The sequence below is a fragment of the Arthrobacter sp. 05N429 genome, from assembly GCF_056397045.1.
Genome location: NZ_JBFTMQ010000005.1, coordinates 1 through 16,363 on the forward strand (window position 1 = coordinate 1; position 16,363 = coordinate 16,363).

The following is a 16,363-nucleotide window of genomic DNA, read 5'->3' on the forward strand; positions in this document are numbered from 1 at the left end:
GCGGTGGCGGTCGCGACGCCGAAGGCGTTGCTGGTGCAGCCGTTGGATGGTTCGACGGCGAGGACGGTGACGTTTGGCGGGCAGGGGGTGCCGGCGGCTCCGGTGCAGCTGGGCGGGTGTGTGCATGCGGCGTGGTCGGGGGCGAACAAATATGTCCGGGACTGCGCCGATGATGCCAGTGACAAGACCGTGGATGTGCCCAAGGCCAGCGCCTCGCCAAGTTATGTGTTCCGGGTGAACCGGGACCTGGTGGTCCTGAACGATGTGAATTCCGGGAACGTGTGGCTGGTGAACCAGAACATGCAGCTGGTCAACAACTGGGACGACGTGGTCCCGCCCAAGAACCAGTCCAATGACCAGGACCAGGAATCGGCGGACAACAACACCGTGAACATCCTGCCGGACCGCACCAAACCCAACCGGCCCCCGGAAACCAAGCCCGACGCCGTCGGAGTCCGCCCCGGCCGCACCACCATCCTGTCCGTGCTCGACAACGACTCGGACCCCGACGGCGACGTCCTCACGGCCTCCGTCGGCGAAAACGGACCCGCCTCCGGCAGCCTCGAGAACATCTACGGCGGCACCGCCTTCCAGATCACCGTCCCCGCGGACGCGAAGCCCGGGACCGAAACTTTTGCCTACAACGCCGCCGACGGCCGGGGCCTGTCCGCCGCGGGCAGCATCACGCTGAACGTCGTCGGCCCGGACGAGAACAAACCGCCGCTGTTCAAGCGCGGGGACCCCACGACCATGCTCGTGGAGCAGGGAAAAACCGTCAGCCAGAACATCCTCACCGACTGGACCGACCCCGACGGCGACGACCTCGTCCTTATGGACGCCAAGGCCGACAACGAGCAGGACCAGGTCAAGGTCCGCCGCGACGGCCTGCTCACGTACCAGGACTCCGGCGCCGCCCCCGGCAAGAAATCCGTCACCGTGACCGTCTGGGACGGCCGCGCCACCACCACCGGCAAGGTCGTGGTCAACGTCCAGCCGCCGGGCGCACTGCAGCCGGTGGTCAACGCCGACCACGTCACCGCCGTCGTTGGCCAGGACCTCGTGATCGCGCCGCTCAAGAACGACGTCGACCCCAACGGCGGCGCGCTGCGCCTCGCCCAGGTGGAAGCGGCCGGCACCGCAGAACTTGGTCCCGTGACCGACGGCGGAACGTTCACCTTCCGCAGCAGCACTCCCGGCCCCATCTACCTGACGTACATCGCCAGCAACGGCCCGCAAAGCAGCCAGGGCCTGATCCGTGTGGACGTCGAATCCGGCAAGGACGCCGGCAACCCGGTCGCCGTGCACGACGTCGCCTTGATGCCCGTCGGCGGAAGCGTGCTCCTGGATCCGCTGGCCAACGACTCGGACCCGTCCGGAGGCGTGCTGGTGCTGCAATCCGTCCAACTGCCGGAGAACGCGACCGCCTCGGTCAGCGTGATCGACCACAGCGTCCTGCGGATCACCGACGTCGTCGGCACCAAGGACCCGTTCACGTTCCGCTACACCATGTCCAACGGCACCCAGTCGGCCACCGGCAGCGTCTCCGTGGTCCCCGTGCCGGCACCCGCCGTCGTCGAGGCCCCGCAACCCAAACCGGACGAAGTAAACGTGCGGGTCAACGACGTCGTCACTATCCCGGTGCTGGCCAACGACACCCACCCGCAAGGCGAGAAGCTCACCCTTGACCCCGTCCTGCCGCAGCCCGTCCCCGACACCGACGGGAAAAGCTTCGTCTCCGAAAACACCCTCCGCTTCATCGCCGGCGCGGAGCCCAAAACAGTCCGCGCCATCTACAACGCCGTGGACCCGCAGGGACAGAAGAGCGCCGCGGCCGTCACCATCCACATCCTGCCGCTGGAAGGCGCGGAAAACTCCCGCCCGCAGCCCAAGAACCTCACCGCCCGCGTGGTGGCAGCCGGGTCGGTACGGATTCCGGTGGAGCTTGACGGGATCGACCCCGACGGCGACTCCGTCCAGCTGACCGGGATCGACAGCACCCCGGCGATGGGCACCGCCACCGTGGGCAGCAACTTCATCGACTTCACGGCCGCCGGCGACGGGGCCGGCACGGACACGTTCCGCTACAAAGTGGTGGACCGGCAGGGCGCCGTCAACACCGGAACCGTCACCGTTGGCATCGCACCGCGCGGCGACACGAACCAGAAGCCCACCCCGGTGGACGACGAAGTCAAGGTCCGCCCGGGCCGCCAGATCGCCGTCGACGCCACCGGCAACGACACCGATCCCGACGGCGACCCGATCCGGATTGTCAGCGACGGCATCGAAGCCGCCCCGGAACTGCACGCCACCGTCAGCAAGCAGAGCTCCCGCATTCTCCTGCTCGCCCCCGGCGAGGAGGGCACAGCCAACGTGCGCTATGCCGTCGCGGACGACCGCGGCGCCACGGCGCAGGCCACCATCGCCGTCAAGGTGCAAAAAGACGTGCCGCTGCAGGCCCCAATCGCCCGGGACGACAGGGTGACCTCAGCCCAGACGCTCGGCAAGACCGCCGTCGACGTCCCCGTGCTCAAGAACGACGAGGACCCCGACGGTGTCGGCGAGAACCTTAAGATCGCCACCGACGCCACCACTGCCCGTCCCGGCGCCGACGGCAACATGGTGGTGGAACTGACCGAGCAGCCGCAGCTCATCCCTTACACCGTGGAAGACGTGGACGGCCAGAAATCCACCGCCATCATCTGGGTGCCCGGAGTAGGCCAGCAGGTCCCCACCCTGGCCAAGGACGAGGTGATCGAACTCGTCGCCGGGCAGTCCGTCACCGTCGACCTCAAGGAATGGGTCAAGGTCCGCGAGGGACGTTCGCCGCGGCTGACCCAGACGGACCGGATCAAGCTGATCGGCGCCGACGGCTCCGACCCCGTGGCCAGCAACGGCACCGCCCTGAAGTACACGGCCGGCCAGGACTACGTGGGCCCCGGCTCGCTCAGCTTCGAGGTCACCGACGGCTCCGGCCCGGACGACCCCGCCGGACTGAAAGCGACCCTGAGTATCCGCACTAAGGTGCTTCCGGACCCCAACCGGAACAACCCGCCCGTGCTGCTGGGCAGCCAGGTTGAGGTACCCAAGGCGGACTCCGCCAGCACCGACCTGTCCAGGCTGACCACGGACCCGGACGACGGCGACGTGGACCAGATGAAGTACGAACTGGTGGGCGCCGTCCCGGCAGGTTTTGACGCCAGCATCGACGGGAAGACCCTGAAAGCCTCGGCCAAGGACGGCACCGACGCCGGAGCGGGCGGGGCGGTCCAGGTCAAGGCCAAGGATCCCCGCGGGCTGGAGGCCACCGCCACGTACCAGCTGACCGTTACGGCCTCCAACCGGCCCAAACCGGTGGCCAACGACGACCTGGAGCCCAACGCCGCGGCCGGCAAGCCCGTGACCGTGCGGGTGCTGGACAACGACGCCAATCCGTTCCCGGAAACGGCGCTGAAGATCGTGTCCGCCGTGACCGAGACCGGCCAGGGCTCCGCTGAAGTCACCGGAGACGCCGTGACGGTGACCCCGGCCCAGGGGTTCTCGGGAACCATGATCGTGTCCTACACGGTGGCCGACAAGACCGGAGAGTCCTCGCGCTACGCGACGGCCCGGATCCGGCTGACCGTCAAGGACCGGCCGCTGGCACCCACCACACCGCAGGCCGCCAGCGTCGGCGACGGGACCGCGCTGCTGAACTGGACGGCCCCGGCGGACCGCGGATCCCCGATCACCAAGTACACGGTCTACGGCGAGGGCGGGTACCGGCAGGACTGCCCGGCGAACAGCTGCACGCTCACCGGCCTGACCAACAACTCGAAGTACCACTTCCAGGTCACGGCCACCAACGCCATCGACGAATCCGAGCGGTCCCCGGCGTCGGCCGAAGTGCGCCCGGACGTTAAGCCGGACACGCCGGTCGCGCCGGCCCTGAAGTTCGGCGACAAGCAGCTGGCCGTGACGTGGGCAGCACCGGCGTCCAAGGGCTCGCCGGTGAAGAGCTACGACCTGGAGATTTCCCCGGCTCCCGCCGGGCAGAACGCCCAGCTCCAGAACCTCACGTCCACGAGCTACGTCTGGAAGGGGCTCAAGAACGGCGTGGCGTACAAGGTCCGGGTCCTGGCCCGGAACGACGCCAAGGAGCCCTCCGAGTGGAGCGCCTACTCCGCTGCCGAGACGCCCGCCGGTGTGCCCGTCACGCCGGCGGCGCCGAGCGCCAGCCAAGCGGGTTCCGTGGGCACGCAGAGCCAGCTCAAGGTGACCTGGGCGGCGCCGAACAACAACGGCGACGCCGTCTCGTCCTACACGCTGACCACGCTGCGCGGGGGAGCCGCCGTGGGGAGCCAGCAGGTCTCCGGAACCTCGCAAAACGTCACGGTGGACAATTCGGAGGCGGACTACACCTTTACGGTGGCCGCCACCAACAAGGCCGGAACGTCCGCAACAAGCCCGGGGTCGGCGCCCGTCCGGGCAGCCGGCAAGCCCGGCAGGGTATCGGGCGGCACTGTCGCCTCACCGGGCAACTCCGGAGAGCTGAAGGTGACGTTTACGCCACTGAATCAGGCCCAGCGCAACGGCTCGCAAGCCTCCGAAATCAGCTACCGCTGGTCCACGGCGTACGGCTCCGGCCCGATCAGCGCCCCGGGAGGCACCATCGGCGGCCAGCCCAACGGCAAGAACGTCACAGTCAACATCATCGCCGTCTCCACGAAGAACAACGTCTCCGGGGACGCCGAGGCCATCGGTTCGGCTGTTCCCTATGGCCAGCCGGGCAGGCCCAGCCTCAGCGGCGGATCGTCGCCCAAGGGCGACGGGCAGGTGCACTGGACGTGGACGGCACCGAACGACAACGGCCGGGCGATCAACCGGTACGAAGTGAACTACGAGGGCACGGGCTGGAAGAGCGTCGGCCTGGCCCGCAGCTACGACCACAACGCCGGGGGCTGGAGCACTAGCCGCAATCTGAAGGTCCGGGCCTGCAACGGCACGGACGGGAATAACGACTGCGGTTTTGACGACGCAGCCACGTCCACGTCCGGTGCGGACCCGACGCCGCCGCTGTCCCAGATCCAGGCGCACAACAACACGTGCCCCGGCAAGCCCAACACGCCGGACACGTACAATCCGAGCGGGCCTACGTGCGGCGCCGGCTGGGTCTCGAATTCCGAGGGCAAGCTCAACGTCAACTGCACCAAGGACATCTACGGCAATGGGACGCCGTGGTACCGCGTGACCGAAGGCAGCCACCCCGGCTGGTTCGTGAAGTCAACCACCGTGGATCTCTTCGGACCCCGTCCCGGCGGCTGCTGATGCCGGCGACTAGACTGGCCGCCGGACTCAGCGGGGCTCCCCGCCGGCGGGATACCAAGCATTTTCACCAAGAACAGAAGAGGACCAACCCATGACCATGACCACCGAACAGGCCGAATGGTTTGCCGGCACTTTCGAGAAGCTCGTCGCCAACGTCGGCCAGGCCGTGCTGGGCAAGTCCCACGTCATCCGCCTGACCTTCACCGCGATGCTGGCCGAGGGACATGTCCTCTTCGAGGACGCGCCGGGCACCGGAAAGACCTCGCTGGCCCGTGCCCTCGCGGCCACCGTCCAGGGCTCCAACAACCGCATCCAGTTCACCCCGGACCTGCTGCCCTCGGACGTCACCGGCGTGACCATCTATGACCAGAAGACGCAGAAGTTCGAGTTCCACAAGGGCCCCATCTTCAACAACATCGTCCTCGCCGATGAAATCAACCGCGCCTCGCCCAAGACCCAGTCGGCACTGCTCGAAGTCATGGAAGAATCCCGCGTCACGGTGGACGGCACCACCTACGAGGCCGGCCGCCCGTTCATGGTGATGGCCACCCAGAACCCGATCGAGCAGGCCGGCACCTACCGGCTGCCCGAGGCCCAGCTGGACCGCTTCCTGATCAAGACCTCCATCGGCTACCCGGACCACGCCTCCACGGTCCAGTTGCTCGGCGGCGCCAACCTCAAGGACCGCTCCAAGGAAATCACCGCCGTCATCACCACCCAGGCGGTCGCCGATATGGCCGACCTGGCCGCCACCACCCACGTGGACACCGCCGTGCTGGAATACATCTCCCGGCTCTGCGAGGAGACCCGCACCGCGCCGGAGACCCGCCTTGGCGTCTCCGTCCGCGGCGCCCTCGCCATGGTCCGGGCCGCAAAGGTCTGGGCCGCCAGCCAGGGCCGCAACTTCGTGCTCCCGGACGACGTCAAGGACCTGGCCGCCGTCGTCTGGACCCACCGCCTGGTGATGGACCCGGAAGCCGAATTCTCCGGTGCCACCGCAGAGGCCGTGCTGAAGCGGGTGCTGGCCGAGGTGGCCGCACCGCAGCAGCGCGCCTCTGTCTCCTAGGAGCACAGCCCAAGAGCACCGGCAGGCTGCACCGCCCGGCGGCATCGCCGCCACCACCGGCACCCACCCAGCACGAACAAAGGCACCCATATGTCCTCCAGCACTCCGCTGACCCGGCTTGCTGAACGCCTGCAACGGCCCTTCCACCGGGACGGCAGGCCCACGCGCCTGCATCCGGCCTCCCTCTGGACCGAGGCCGGAAGCACCGCGGGCCTGGCCCTCGCCCCGGCCTGGCGCGCAGTCCGGGCGCTCTGGCTTCGGTTCGTGTGGCCGGTCCTGTCCGTGGTGAGCGTCCTGGGCTGGTCCGTACTGGCGGCCTCGATCCTGCTGTGGACCGTCGGCCAGGCGTTCGGCTGGCAGGAAGCCAAAGCGGCGGCAATCGCAGCCTTTGTCCTGTTCGTGCTCGCCGTCGGCTTTATCCTGGGCCGCTCCTCCTACGGCGTCGTCCTGGACCTGGCCCGCACCCGGGTCGCGGTGGGGGACAGCGCCGTCGGCAGCATAGCGGTCTCCAACACCGCAGCCCGGCCGCTGCTGCCCGCTGACCTGGAACTCCCGGTCGGAGCCGCCACCGCCGTGTTCCACCTGCCCCGGATGAAGCCCGGGCAGGTCCACGAGGACCTCTTCACGATCCCCACGGCGCGCCGCGCCGTGATCGTGGTGGGCCCGGTGCGCTCAGTCCGGGCCGACCCGCTGCACCTGCTGCGCCGCCAGGTGCTCTGGACCGAACCCGAAGACCTCTTCGTGCACCCGAAGACCACGGCGCTGGCCGGCTCGGCCGCCGGCTTCATCCGCGACCTCGAGGGCATGCCCACCACGGACCTGTCCAGCGCCGACGTCTCCTTCCACGCGCTGCGCGACTATGTGCCGGGCGATGACCGCAGGCACATCCACTGGAAGACCACGGCCCGCACCAACAAGCTCATGGTCCGCCAGTTCGAGGAAACCCGCCGCGCGCACCTCGCCATCTCGCTGTCCATCAACACGGACGAGTACGCCTCCGACGAGGAGTTCGAGCTGGCCATCTCCGCCGCCGCCTCGATTGGACGGCAGGCCATCCGCGAACAGCGCGACCTCGATGTGCTCACCCAAAAAGGTCCGCTGCGCTGCGAAACCGGACGCAACATGCTCGATGACATGACGCGGATTGTCGGCGCACCCCAGCGCAAGACCGCCGTCGACCTTGCCCGGAGCCTGGCGGACACCGTCCCCAACGCCTCCGTGGTGTTCCTGGTTGTGGGCAGCAACGTCACCCCCACCCAGCTGCGCTCCGCCTCGGCTTCGGTGCCGATGGGCGTCCGCAGCCTCGCCGTCCGGCTCCAGCTCGGCGCCGCGCCGGCCCGGGCCAACATCGGCGACCTGACCGTCCTGACCCTCGGCGACCTCTCTGACCTGGCCATCGTGCTGAGGAAGGCGGCAGCATGAGCACCGCACCCCCGCTCCGCCCCCGCAACAACGCGGCCAGGCGTTCCGGCTTTGCCGACAGTCCGCCAGCCTGGCACTTCGCGCTCGACGCCGGCGCCCTCACCGTCCTGCTCGGCCTCGGCGTCCTCGGCTTCAGCCTCAGTTTCGGCGGCGACCCGTACTACCTCATCGCGGGCTTTGGCGGCATCGTGCTGGGCCTGGCCCTCGCGGCGGCCACGGTGCACTTCCGGCTGGGGCTCCTGATCACCGCGGCCCTGACGCTCGGCGCGTACCTCGTCTTCGGCACGGCCCTGGCGGTTCCGGAGGCCTCCTTCGCCGGGGTGCTGCCCACCCTCGATTCGCTGCGCACCCTGCTGCTCGGCGTCGTGTTCGCCTGGAAGGACATGCTCACTGTCGGTGTGCCGGTGGGCACCGCCGGCGGCACCCTGATTGTGCCCTTCCTGAGCTCGCTCCTCACCGCACTGGCTGCCGGGCTGCTGATCTGGCGGCTCAAGAGCCCGTACTGGCCGCTGCTGCCGGTGCTGGTGCTGTTCGTCACCGGCATCGCCTTCAGCACGAACGCAGGTTTCCTCACGGTGGAACGCGGCATCTCCCTCACCGTGGTCGCTATCGCGTGGGCCACCTTCCGCCGCGATGCGCTCCGCCGCAGCAACACCCGGAAGGTCTCCGTCAACCGGCTGGAGACTGACGAGGCCACCGCCCGCGCGGCCAAGCTGCGCCGGCTGGGAACCGCCGCCGCGGTGATCGCCGTCGCCGTCGGGATCACCGCCATCGCATCCCCGTTGGTCACCGCCAGTGACGACCGCCGCGTGCTGCGCAACACGATCGTCCCGCCGTTCGACCCCAAGGACTACGTGACGCCGCTGGCGAGCTTCCGGAACTTCGTCAAGGATAAAAAGGACGACAACCTCTTCGTCGTCAAGGGCCTACCCAAGGACGCCCGGGTGCGGCTCGCCGCGCTGGATTCCTTCAACGGCACCAACTACAACATGGACCCGAACGGCTCCGGCAGCTTCAGCAAGGTGGGCGACGCCAAGTCCCTCAACACCCTGGCCGACTCCACCGGGATTGTGCCCAGCAACAACTACACGCTGGACATCACCATCGAGGACTACCAGGGCTACTTCCTGCCCGGCGGCAGGAAAACCACGGGAATCAGCTTTGCCCGGGACGGCTCGGGTGCCGCCTCGGGACTGTACTTTAACGCCGGGACGGACACGGCCGTGACCACCAGGGGCCTCGCCAAAGGCGATGCCTACCAGGTCCAGGTTGCCGATCCCGCCACCCTGGAGCACGGGCAGCTGACCCAGTACGACTTCGCCAAGCTGTCCCTGCCGGCCCCCGCCGAGGTGCCTCCGGTGGTCGGCTCCCAGGCGAACGACCTCGCCGCCGATGCGCCCACCGCCATCGACCGGGTGCGCCAGATCGAGGCGCACTTCCAGAAGAAGGGCGCCTTCAGCAACGGCCTGATCGCCGACGGCCAGCTGCCCAGCGTCTCCGGGCACGGGGCCAACCGCGTCCGGAGCCTGCTCACCGCCAAACAGATGCTCGGCGACGACGAACAGTACGCCGTCGCGATGTCGCTCATGCTGCGCCACCTCGGCATCCCCTCCCGCGTGGTGATGGGGTTCTACCCGGATCCCAAGAGCCCGGAAAACGGCGCGGGCGAAGTGAAGATCACTGGCAAGGACGTCCACGCCTGGGTGGAAGTCGCCTTCGACCGGGTGGGCTGGGTGTCCTTCGATCCCACGCCGCCGAAGGACAACGTGCCCATCCCGCCGGATCCGGAGAACAAGTCCAAGCCCAAGCCGCAGGTGCTGCAGCCGCCGCCCCCGCCGCAGGAGCCTGCGGACCTTCCGCCGGACTCCTCGCCGGATGCGCTGGACGCCGACGAGAAGAAGAACAACCCCTGGCTGTTCTGGGGCCCGCTGCTCACGGCGATCGGCATCGCGCTCATCCCAATCGGGATCCTGGCGCTGCCGCTGCTGCTGATTGCCCTGCTGAAGTCCCGACGCCGGAAGTTCCGTTTCAGCGACGGACCGCCAGCGCAACGCGTCGGCGGCGGCTGGAACGAAATTGTCAGCCTCGCGACAGACCTGGGCGCCGGCGTGGACGCCCGCGCCACCCGGCGCGAGTCCGCCGTCGTCCTCGCCGACGCCTTCCCGGCCGCCGGCGGGACCACCACGCTGCTCGCGAACCGGGCCGACGCCGCGATCTTCGGTGCCGGACAGCCGAGCGAGGACCAGGTCCGCGAGTACTGGGACATCGTGGACGGCTCGCTGAAGGAGCTGACCGGGACCCTCGGGTTCTGGGGACGGCAGAGGGCCCGGTTCTCGCCGCGCTCCCTGCTGGCCGACGGCCGGGCCGCGCTCACACTTCGGGGCCTGAAGCCACGTCTGCCCGGCGGCAGGCCCGGCGCACGTGCGGGATCAGAATTGCCCGCGGGTACAGTGGAATCCGATCCGGCCGCCGCAGCCCACCGTGACGGTGCTGCCGTTACCGCCACCGAGTCCAGCCAGACCGCCAGGAAGAACCGCAACGAGCCATGACCGACGACGCCGAGCGCTGCCCGCGCTGCCAGCAGCCGCTCCGCCCGGGGGCTGCCTTCTGCACCTCCTGCGGCACGCCGCTGAGCAACCGCTCCGCGCGGAACGCCCGCAATGTGCGGGACGTTCTCCAGCCCCAGCCGATCCCCGGTAGTATCCCCGTAACGCTGGGCCCGGCTCCGGGCCGCGGACAAGGGGGAGGTCCATCCATGCCGAGCAAGCTCGAGGTGGTTCCGGCAACTGCCGGGAAGCGGTTGGGAGCTGCCGTCCTCGACTGGCTCCCGCCAGTCACCGCCCTGACCATCCTGTTGGCGATCGGATTCGCCGGCATCACCCGGAGCCAAAGCGGCGGCTTCATCGTGTATGACACCTCATCCCTGGTGCTGTTCGGCGGGATTGGTGCCGGCCTCACGCTGATCTACCTGATGGTTCTGGCCATGCTCGAAAGCCGAACCGGCGTGACCCTCGGCAACCGCCTGATGGGCATCCGCAGCACGGATGCCGACGGCTTCGCACCGGGCGGGGGTGCGGTGTTCCTCCGCGGCCTCATCACCGGCGCCGGAGTGCTGCTGGCCGTGCTGGCCGCCGCGGCCGTGGTGATATTCCAATGGTTCGGCGTGGCCCTGCTGGTGCTGGGACCGCTGCAGTTCCTGGGGGCGGCCTGGGCTGTCCTCGTGGTGCTGTCCAGTTCCTGGGACCGCAACGGACAGCTCCGCGGCTGGCACGATACGGCCGCCAAGACCCTCATGTTCGACGTGAAGTCCGGACGCAATCCCATCACCACCGGCGGCATCGCGGGCCCCTACAGCTTTGCGCCGCTGGACCTCCCGCCGGTCCAGCAGGTCGCCTCGCCGCTGGCCGTTGCCGCAGCGGGAGTCCCGGCAGCGCTCAACCCCAACCCCTGGCAGCCTCCCGCCGCCGTCCAGTCCGCCCCTGCCTCCGGGCGGCAGTCTGCCGTTCTTCAGCAGACTGACTCCGTGCGGCGGTCCGGTGTTGCGCAGCAGCCGCTAGCCCAGGAGTCGGTAGTCGAGCAGCCGGTTCCGTTCGCGGCGTCGTTCGCGCCTCCCGCAGGGTCCGCGATGCCCCAGCCGGGCGCGCATCCCGATGACGACCACGACCGCACGCAGGTCCGTGGCGACACAGATGCCCCGGTCACCGTGGCGATGCTCCGGATCCGGCTCGACGACGGACGCGACATCGAGCTGGACCGCACCGTGCTGATCGGCCGGAACCCTGCCGGACACCAGGGCGAGGACTCCGTGCAGCTGATCCCGGTTACCGATCCGGGCCGCTCGATTTCCAAGACCCACCTCCATCTGCTTGCCGGAAGCGGGGGAGTCTGGGCGACGGACCGCAACTCCACCAACGGCAGCGCCGTGACCACCCCGGACGGTATCCGTACCGCCCTCGCGGCGGGGGAGCCCACCCACGTCCGCCCAGGTTCCACCGTGCACTTCGGTGACCGCTCCTTCTACCTAGGACAGGCATGAACTCCCAGCCGGCCGCCGAGCCCTCCCCAGCCAACTCCGACACGGCCCCCGTGCCGTCCCTGGGCAGTCCTTCAGGCAGTTCCAGCAGTTCCTCCAGCTTGCGCCTCAACTGCGGCTACGGCACCGACCGTGGCCTTCGCCGCGAAATGAACGAGGACTCCTTCATTGCCTCCGATCCCGTTTTTGCCGTCGCCGACGGCATGGGCGGGCATGAGGCCGGCGAGATCGCCAGCGGCATCTGCGTGCGCACACTCTCACGGATACCGCAGTTGGCGAGCGGAGAGCGGAACGCCACGGCCGGCGTCGTGCAGGAGTATCTGCTGATGGCGGACGAGGGCATCCGCGAGGCTACGGGCTCCCGCGCCGGGACCACGCTCTCCGGCGTCGTGGTGGTGGAGCAGATGGGCGCGCCGTACTGGCTGGTCCTCAACATCGGCGACTCCCGGACCTACCGGCTCAGCCAGGGCAAGCTCAGCCAGGTCAGCGTGGACCACTCCGAGGTCCAGGAACTGGTGGATGCCGGGCAGATCACCCAGGCCCAGGCCGCTGTGCACCCGCGCCGGCACGTCGTCACCCGCGCCCTCGGTACAGGGGACGAGACGGAGGCCGACTACTGGTTGCTGCCCATCGAGGAAGGCGACAGGATCCTGGTCTGTTCCGACGGCCTCAACGGCGAACTCGACGACCAGCACATCTCCGACATCCTGCGCTCCCACGCGGACCCGCAGGCGGCCGTGGATGAACTCATCCAGGCGGCCCTGCGCAGCGGCGGCCGGGACAACGTCACCTGCATCGTGCTGGACGCCACCAACGTCACCAGCGACTACGACGGCGCCGCCCAGACCGCGCCGCGCAGCGCCGCCGCGGCAGAGGACGAGGACACCCTGCCCCGGACCGACGCCCTGGACATCGCCCCCAACGGGGAAGTGGTCCCCGTGTCCGGAGACGGCTCAGCGGCTGAAGCGCCGGCTGCCGAAGCACCGGCGGCCGAAGAACACTCTGCTGAAGAACACGGCAAGGACCCGAATGATGGCAAGCAGTAACCCCGCCGCTGCAGCGCGTTACACGCCTGGCAGCTGGCTCGGTGTGGTGCGCTCCGGAACCGTGGTCCTGCTGCGCCCGGACAGCGCGCCCGCCCTGGTTGAATCACTGTGGGACCTCCTCGCCGCCGGCCCCGAAGTGCACGAGGTGCTCGACGCCGTGACGTCGGCCTCGGGCGGTTCGCTCGCCCGGCTGCCCTGGTTCGCGATCGTGGCCGGCAACGGGTCCATCCAGGTGTTCCTGCGCGGCGAGATCGACCTTACCGTGGACCTGCCGGCCGGGCCGGTGGAACTCAGCGGCCGCGATGTCACGACTTGGACAGAACGGCGCTTCGCAAAAGCCGCCGGATTCAGTCTGACGGTTCCCGGTGCCGCGGCCGCCGGGGCATCCAACCGTGGTCCTGACCTGCCTGTGGCGGACGGTGTGGTCCTGCTGCAGGGCCTGCGTGTGAACTTCAACGGCGCCGCCGGACCGGAGGACGCCCCGGCGGTCCCTGCCGCGGCCACAACTGCAGCCGTTGCGGCCGATCTCGCAGCCGTGGATGTCTCTGCCGTGAATCTGACCCCGGCCGCCGAGGCAGCGGTGGAGGACGAAGTCCTGGCAGCGGCCGAGGCCGACATTGCTGCCGGGCTGAGCGAGCACGGCGCCTCCGCGGAGACCGTGCTGGAGTTCCCGGGCGAGGACTCCGAGCGCGCCGGAACCCTGCGCGGAGAACCGGAACCGGCACTTGAAGAGGAACCGGAGCCCGTACCCGAACCGGCCGAGCAAGAGCTGACCAGCAGCTACGACCACCTCTGGGAACAGACGGTGATGCGAAACATCGAAGACGCCGCCGTCCGCGAGGACCCCGACGCCGATTCCGAACCCGCCGTCGAGTCCGCCCGAGGCGTGTCCGCCAAAGACGACACTGCCGTCGCCGAGTCCGCCAGTGCCGGGCCAGCGCCCGAGCCCGCTGCGGTGAACGGGGGAGCGCACGACGAAGCAGTAGCCGAAGCCGCTCCGGCTGCCGCGCCGGAACCGGCCGCGGCACCGCGGCCGGCGGTTCCCGCCGGGCTGATCGATTCGGTGCCCTGGAACACGGGCGGCGACCGGCCGTCGTCGGCGTCGTCGGGGTCCCAGCCGCCGTCACCTGTGCCGGCCGCACCGCTGCCGCCCACGGCCCCGCAGGCATCGGTCCCCCACGCACCCGCCCCCCAAGCCCCGAGCCAGCAGCGGCCAGCCGCTCAGCCCGGCGCCGATGCGGACCACGACGGCCAGACGATCATGAAGGGCGATCTGGCCGGGGCCGGGCAACGGCCCGCAGCCCAGCGCCCGGTTCCGGAACCGTCCACCGGGCCCCTGGTGCTGGCACGGGTCTGCCCGCAGGGACACGCGAACCCCTCCACCTATTCCCACTGCGGCCGCTGCGGAGACCCGCTCCCCGGCGACGGTGTCCAGGTCCGGCGCCCGCGGCTGGGCCGGATGCGCCTGTCCACCGGCGAGCTGATCGACCTCGACCAGTCACTCGTCGTGGGACGCCAGCCCTCGGTGTCGCGTGTCCAGGGCGCCGTAATGCCCAAGCTGATCCAGGTGGCGAGCCCCAGCGGCGACATCTCCCGCTCGCATGTGGAGGTCCGGCTCGAAGGCTGGCACGTCATGTTGTGCGATCTCAAGGCGACCAACGGCACCGTCCTGGTCCGCGAGGGACAGCCTCCCCGGCGGCTGGCCCAGGGTGAGATGGCCATCCTGCTCGACGGCGACATCGCCGAAGTCGGCGACGGCATTTCGCTGCGCTTTGAGGAGATCCCATGAGTTCAAAACGGCCCGTAGCCCCGCCGCCGATCATTCCGGGCTTCACCTACATCAGCCTGCTCGGCTCCGGCGGGTTCTCCGACGTGTACCTCTACGAGCAGGACAGGCCGCGCCGCAAGGTGGCGGTCAAGGTGCTGCTTTCGGACTTGAAGACCGAGGGTGCCCGACGCCGCTTCGAATCCGAAGCGAACTTGATGGCGCAGCTGTCCTCGCACCCGTACATCGTGACCATCTTCGAAGCCGAGATCACCGACTCCGGGCATTCCTACCTGGCCATGGAGTACTGCTCCCGGCCCAGCCTCGACGTCCGGTACCGGCGGCAGCGCTTCAGCGTGGACGAGGTCCTCGCCGTCGGCATCCAGGTGGCATCCGCCGTCGAGACCGCCCACCGGGCCGGGATCGCGCACCGGGACATCAAGCCCGCCAACATCCTGGTCACTGACTACAACCGGCCCGCCCTGACCGACTTCGGCATCTCCGGCACCCTCGCCGGGGACGCCGCCGAGGACGCGGGCATGTCCATCCCGTGGTCCCCGCCGGAACAGTTCACCGGCCACCAGGTGGACGGCGTTCTGGTGGACGTGTGGGCGCTTGGCGCCACGCTCTACACCCTGCTGGCCGGCCGGTCCCCGTTTGTGCTGCCGGGGGCGGACAACTCCCAGCGCGAGCTGATCTCCCGCATCACCAACCTGCCCGTGCCGAAGCTGGGCCGCGCCGACGTGCCGGCATCCCTGGAATTGGCGCTCTCGACGGCGATGGCCAAGTCCGCGTCCTCCCGCTACTCCTCGGCCCATGCCTTCGCCCTGGCCCTGCAGCGGATCCAGGCCGAACTGAACCTCTCCGTGACCCCCTTTGAGGTCCTGGAGGAGCCGCGCGCCGAGGAAGACCACCCCGACGACGGCTTCGAGGAGACCCGCGTCCGCAGCGTCGCCTCGATCGATCCCGACGCCACCGGCAGCTCGCCCACCTTCCCGGCGAGGTTCCCCGCCGGGGACACCGGCCCTACGGCCGACAACGCCACGACGTTCAACAACGCCGGCTTCAACAACTCCGCCTTCAACAATGCGACGGTCCAGCGGCCGCCGGCGATGCCTGGCTTTGACAGGCCCGGAACCGGACCAGGGACTGCTGCCGGTGCTGCCGCCGACGACGACGACGTCGCCGCCACGGTCAACCGCTCCAGCACCGCTGTCGCGTCCTCGGACACGGGCGACATCGGCGGGCCCGACGGCGCGGGGGAGCTCCCGGCCGGCCACGGCCGCAGGAACCTGCTGCTCTCGATCGTCGGCGGCACCGTCCTGGTGGCCGCCGTCGTCCTGGGGATCGTGGCGGGCACCAACCGGCCGGAACCGGCGCCGAAATCGACGGACCAGGTCAGCAAACCGCCTGCGGACGCGCTGGACAACGGCACCGTGCCGGACGTCACCGGGCTGGCCGGTGTGGCAGGGCCGGCCGGGAAAGTCAGTTTCAGCTGGACCAACCCGCAGCCGAAACCGGGGGACAGCTATAAGTGGCGGGTCCACACGCTCAAGGGTGACGGGCAGTACCAGGCCAGTGCCGGGCCGGCCGCCGAAATGGCGGCGAACCCGGCCGAACCCAGCTGCATCCAGGTGATGATCGTCCGCAGTGACGGCGCCTCCTCGCCGCTTGGCCCGGATTCCATCGCCTGCGTTCCGAAGTAGCACCACCAACGAGTTTCCAGA

General features: G+C 69.4%; 8 protein-coding genes. All 8 read left to right on the forward strand.

The features are described from left to right. The coding region (locus tag AC1DF4_RS10800) for an Ig-like domain-containing protein (protein WP_476912899.1) at positions 1 to 5,304 on the forward strand (5,304 nt) is incomplete at its 5' end. A gap of 91 nt (positions 5,305 to 5,395) precedes the next feature. Beyond that, positions 5,396 to 6,370, forward strand: coding sequence for an AAA family ATPase (locus AC1DF4_RS10805; RefSeq protein ID WP_476912900.1), 975 nt, complete (start codon positions 5,396 to 5,398; stop codon positions 6,368 to 6,370). Positions 6,371 to 6,460: 90 nt separating this feature from the next. Continuing rightward, positions 6,461 to 7,792: a DUF58 domain-containing protein gene (locus tag AC1DF4_RS10810; RefSeq protein ID WP_476912901.1), complete on the forward strand. Its 1,332-nt coding sequence runs from the start codon at positions 6,461 to 6,463 to the stop codon at positions 7,790 to 7,792. Next, on the forward strand, positions 7,789 to 10,341 hold the full coding sequence (locus tag AC1DF4_RS10815; protein WP_476912902.1) for a transglutaminase-like domain-containing protein: 2,553 nt from the start codon (positions 7,789 to 7,791) through the stop codon (positions 10,339 to 10,341). Before AC1DF4_RS10810 ends, AC1DF4_RS10815 begins: the two co-directional genes overlap by 4 nt. Then, complete coding sequence (locus tag AC1DF4_RS10820; protein WP_476912903.1) at positions 10,338 to 11,828, forward strand: RDD family protein; 1,491 nt, start codon at positions 10,338 to 10,340, stop codon at positions 11,826 to 11,828. The genes AC1DF4_RS10815 and AC1DF4_RS10820 overlap by 4 nt, the downstream gene beginning before the upstream one ends. Beyond that, positions 11,825 to 12,871, forward strand: a complete 1,047-nt coding sequence (locus AC1DF4_RS10825) for a PP2C family protein-serine/threonine phosphatase (protein WP_476912904.1) — start codon at positions 11,825 to 11,827, stop codon at positions 12,869 to 12,871. The genes AC1DF4_RS10820 and AC1DF4_RS10825 overlap by 4 nt, the downstream gene beginning before the upstream one ends. Next, on the forward strand, positions 12,855 to 14,660 hold the full coding sequence (locus tag AC1DF4_RS10830) for an FHA domain-containing protein (protein WP_476912905.1): 1,806 nt from the start codon (positions 12,855 to 12,857) through the stop codon (positions 14,658 to 14,660). The genes AC1DF4_RS10825 and AC1DF4_RS10830 overlap by 17 nt, the downstream gene beginning before the upstream one ends. Further along, on the forward strand, positions 14,657 to 16,342 hold the full coding sequence (locus tag AC1DF4_RS10835; protein ID WP_476912906.1) for a serine/threonine-protein kinase: 1,686 nt from the start codon (positions 14,657 to 14,659) through the stop codon (positions 16,340 to 16,342). Before AC1DF4_RS10830 ends, AC1DF4_RS10835 begins: the two co-directional genes overlap by 4 nt. Positions 16,343 to 16,363: the final 21 nt, after the last annotated feature.

What these genes read in the sequence shown, in the direction of transcription:
- AC1DF4_RS10805 (WP_476912900.1), top strand. Translation starts at nt 5,396, where the DNA reads ATGACCATGACCACCGAACAGGCCGAATGGTTTGCCGGCACTTTCGAG.
- AC1DF4_RS10810 (WP_476912901.1), top strand. Translation starts at nt 6,461, where the DNA reads ATGTCCTCCAGCACTCCGCTGACCCGGCTTGCTGAACGCCTGCAACGG.
- AC1DF4_RS10815 (WP_476912902.1), top strand. Translation starts at nt 7,789, where the DNA reads ATGAGCACCGCACCCCCGCTCCGCCCCCGCAACAACGCGGCCAGGCGT.
- AC1DF4_RS10820 (WP_476912903.1), top strand. Translation starts at nt 10,338, where the DNA reads ATGACCGACGACGCCGAGCGCTGCCCGCGCTGCCAGCAGCCGCTCCGC.
- AC1DF4_RS10825 (WP_476912904.1), top strand. Translation starts at nt 11,825, where the DNA reads ATGAACTCCCAGCCGGCCGCCGAGCCCTCCCCAGCCAACTCCGACACG.
- AC1DF4_RS10830 (WP_476912905.1), top strand. Translation starts at nt 12,855, where the DNA reads ATGATGGCAAGCAGTAACCCCGCCGCTGCAGCGCGTTACACGCCTGGC.
- AC1DF4_RS10835 (WP_476912906.1), top strand. Translation starts at nt 14,657, where the DNA reads ATGAGTTCAAAACGGCCCGTAGCCCCGCCGCCGATCATTCCGGGCTTC.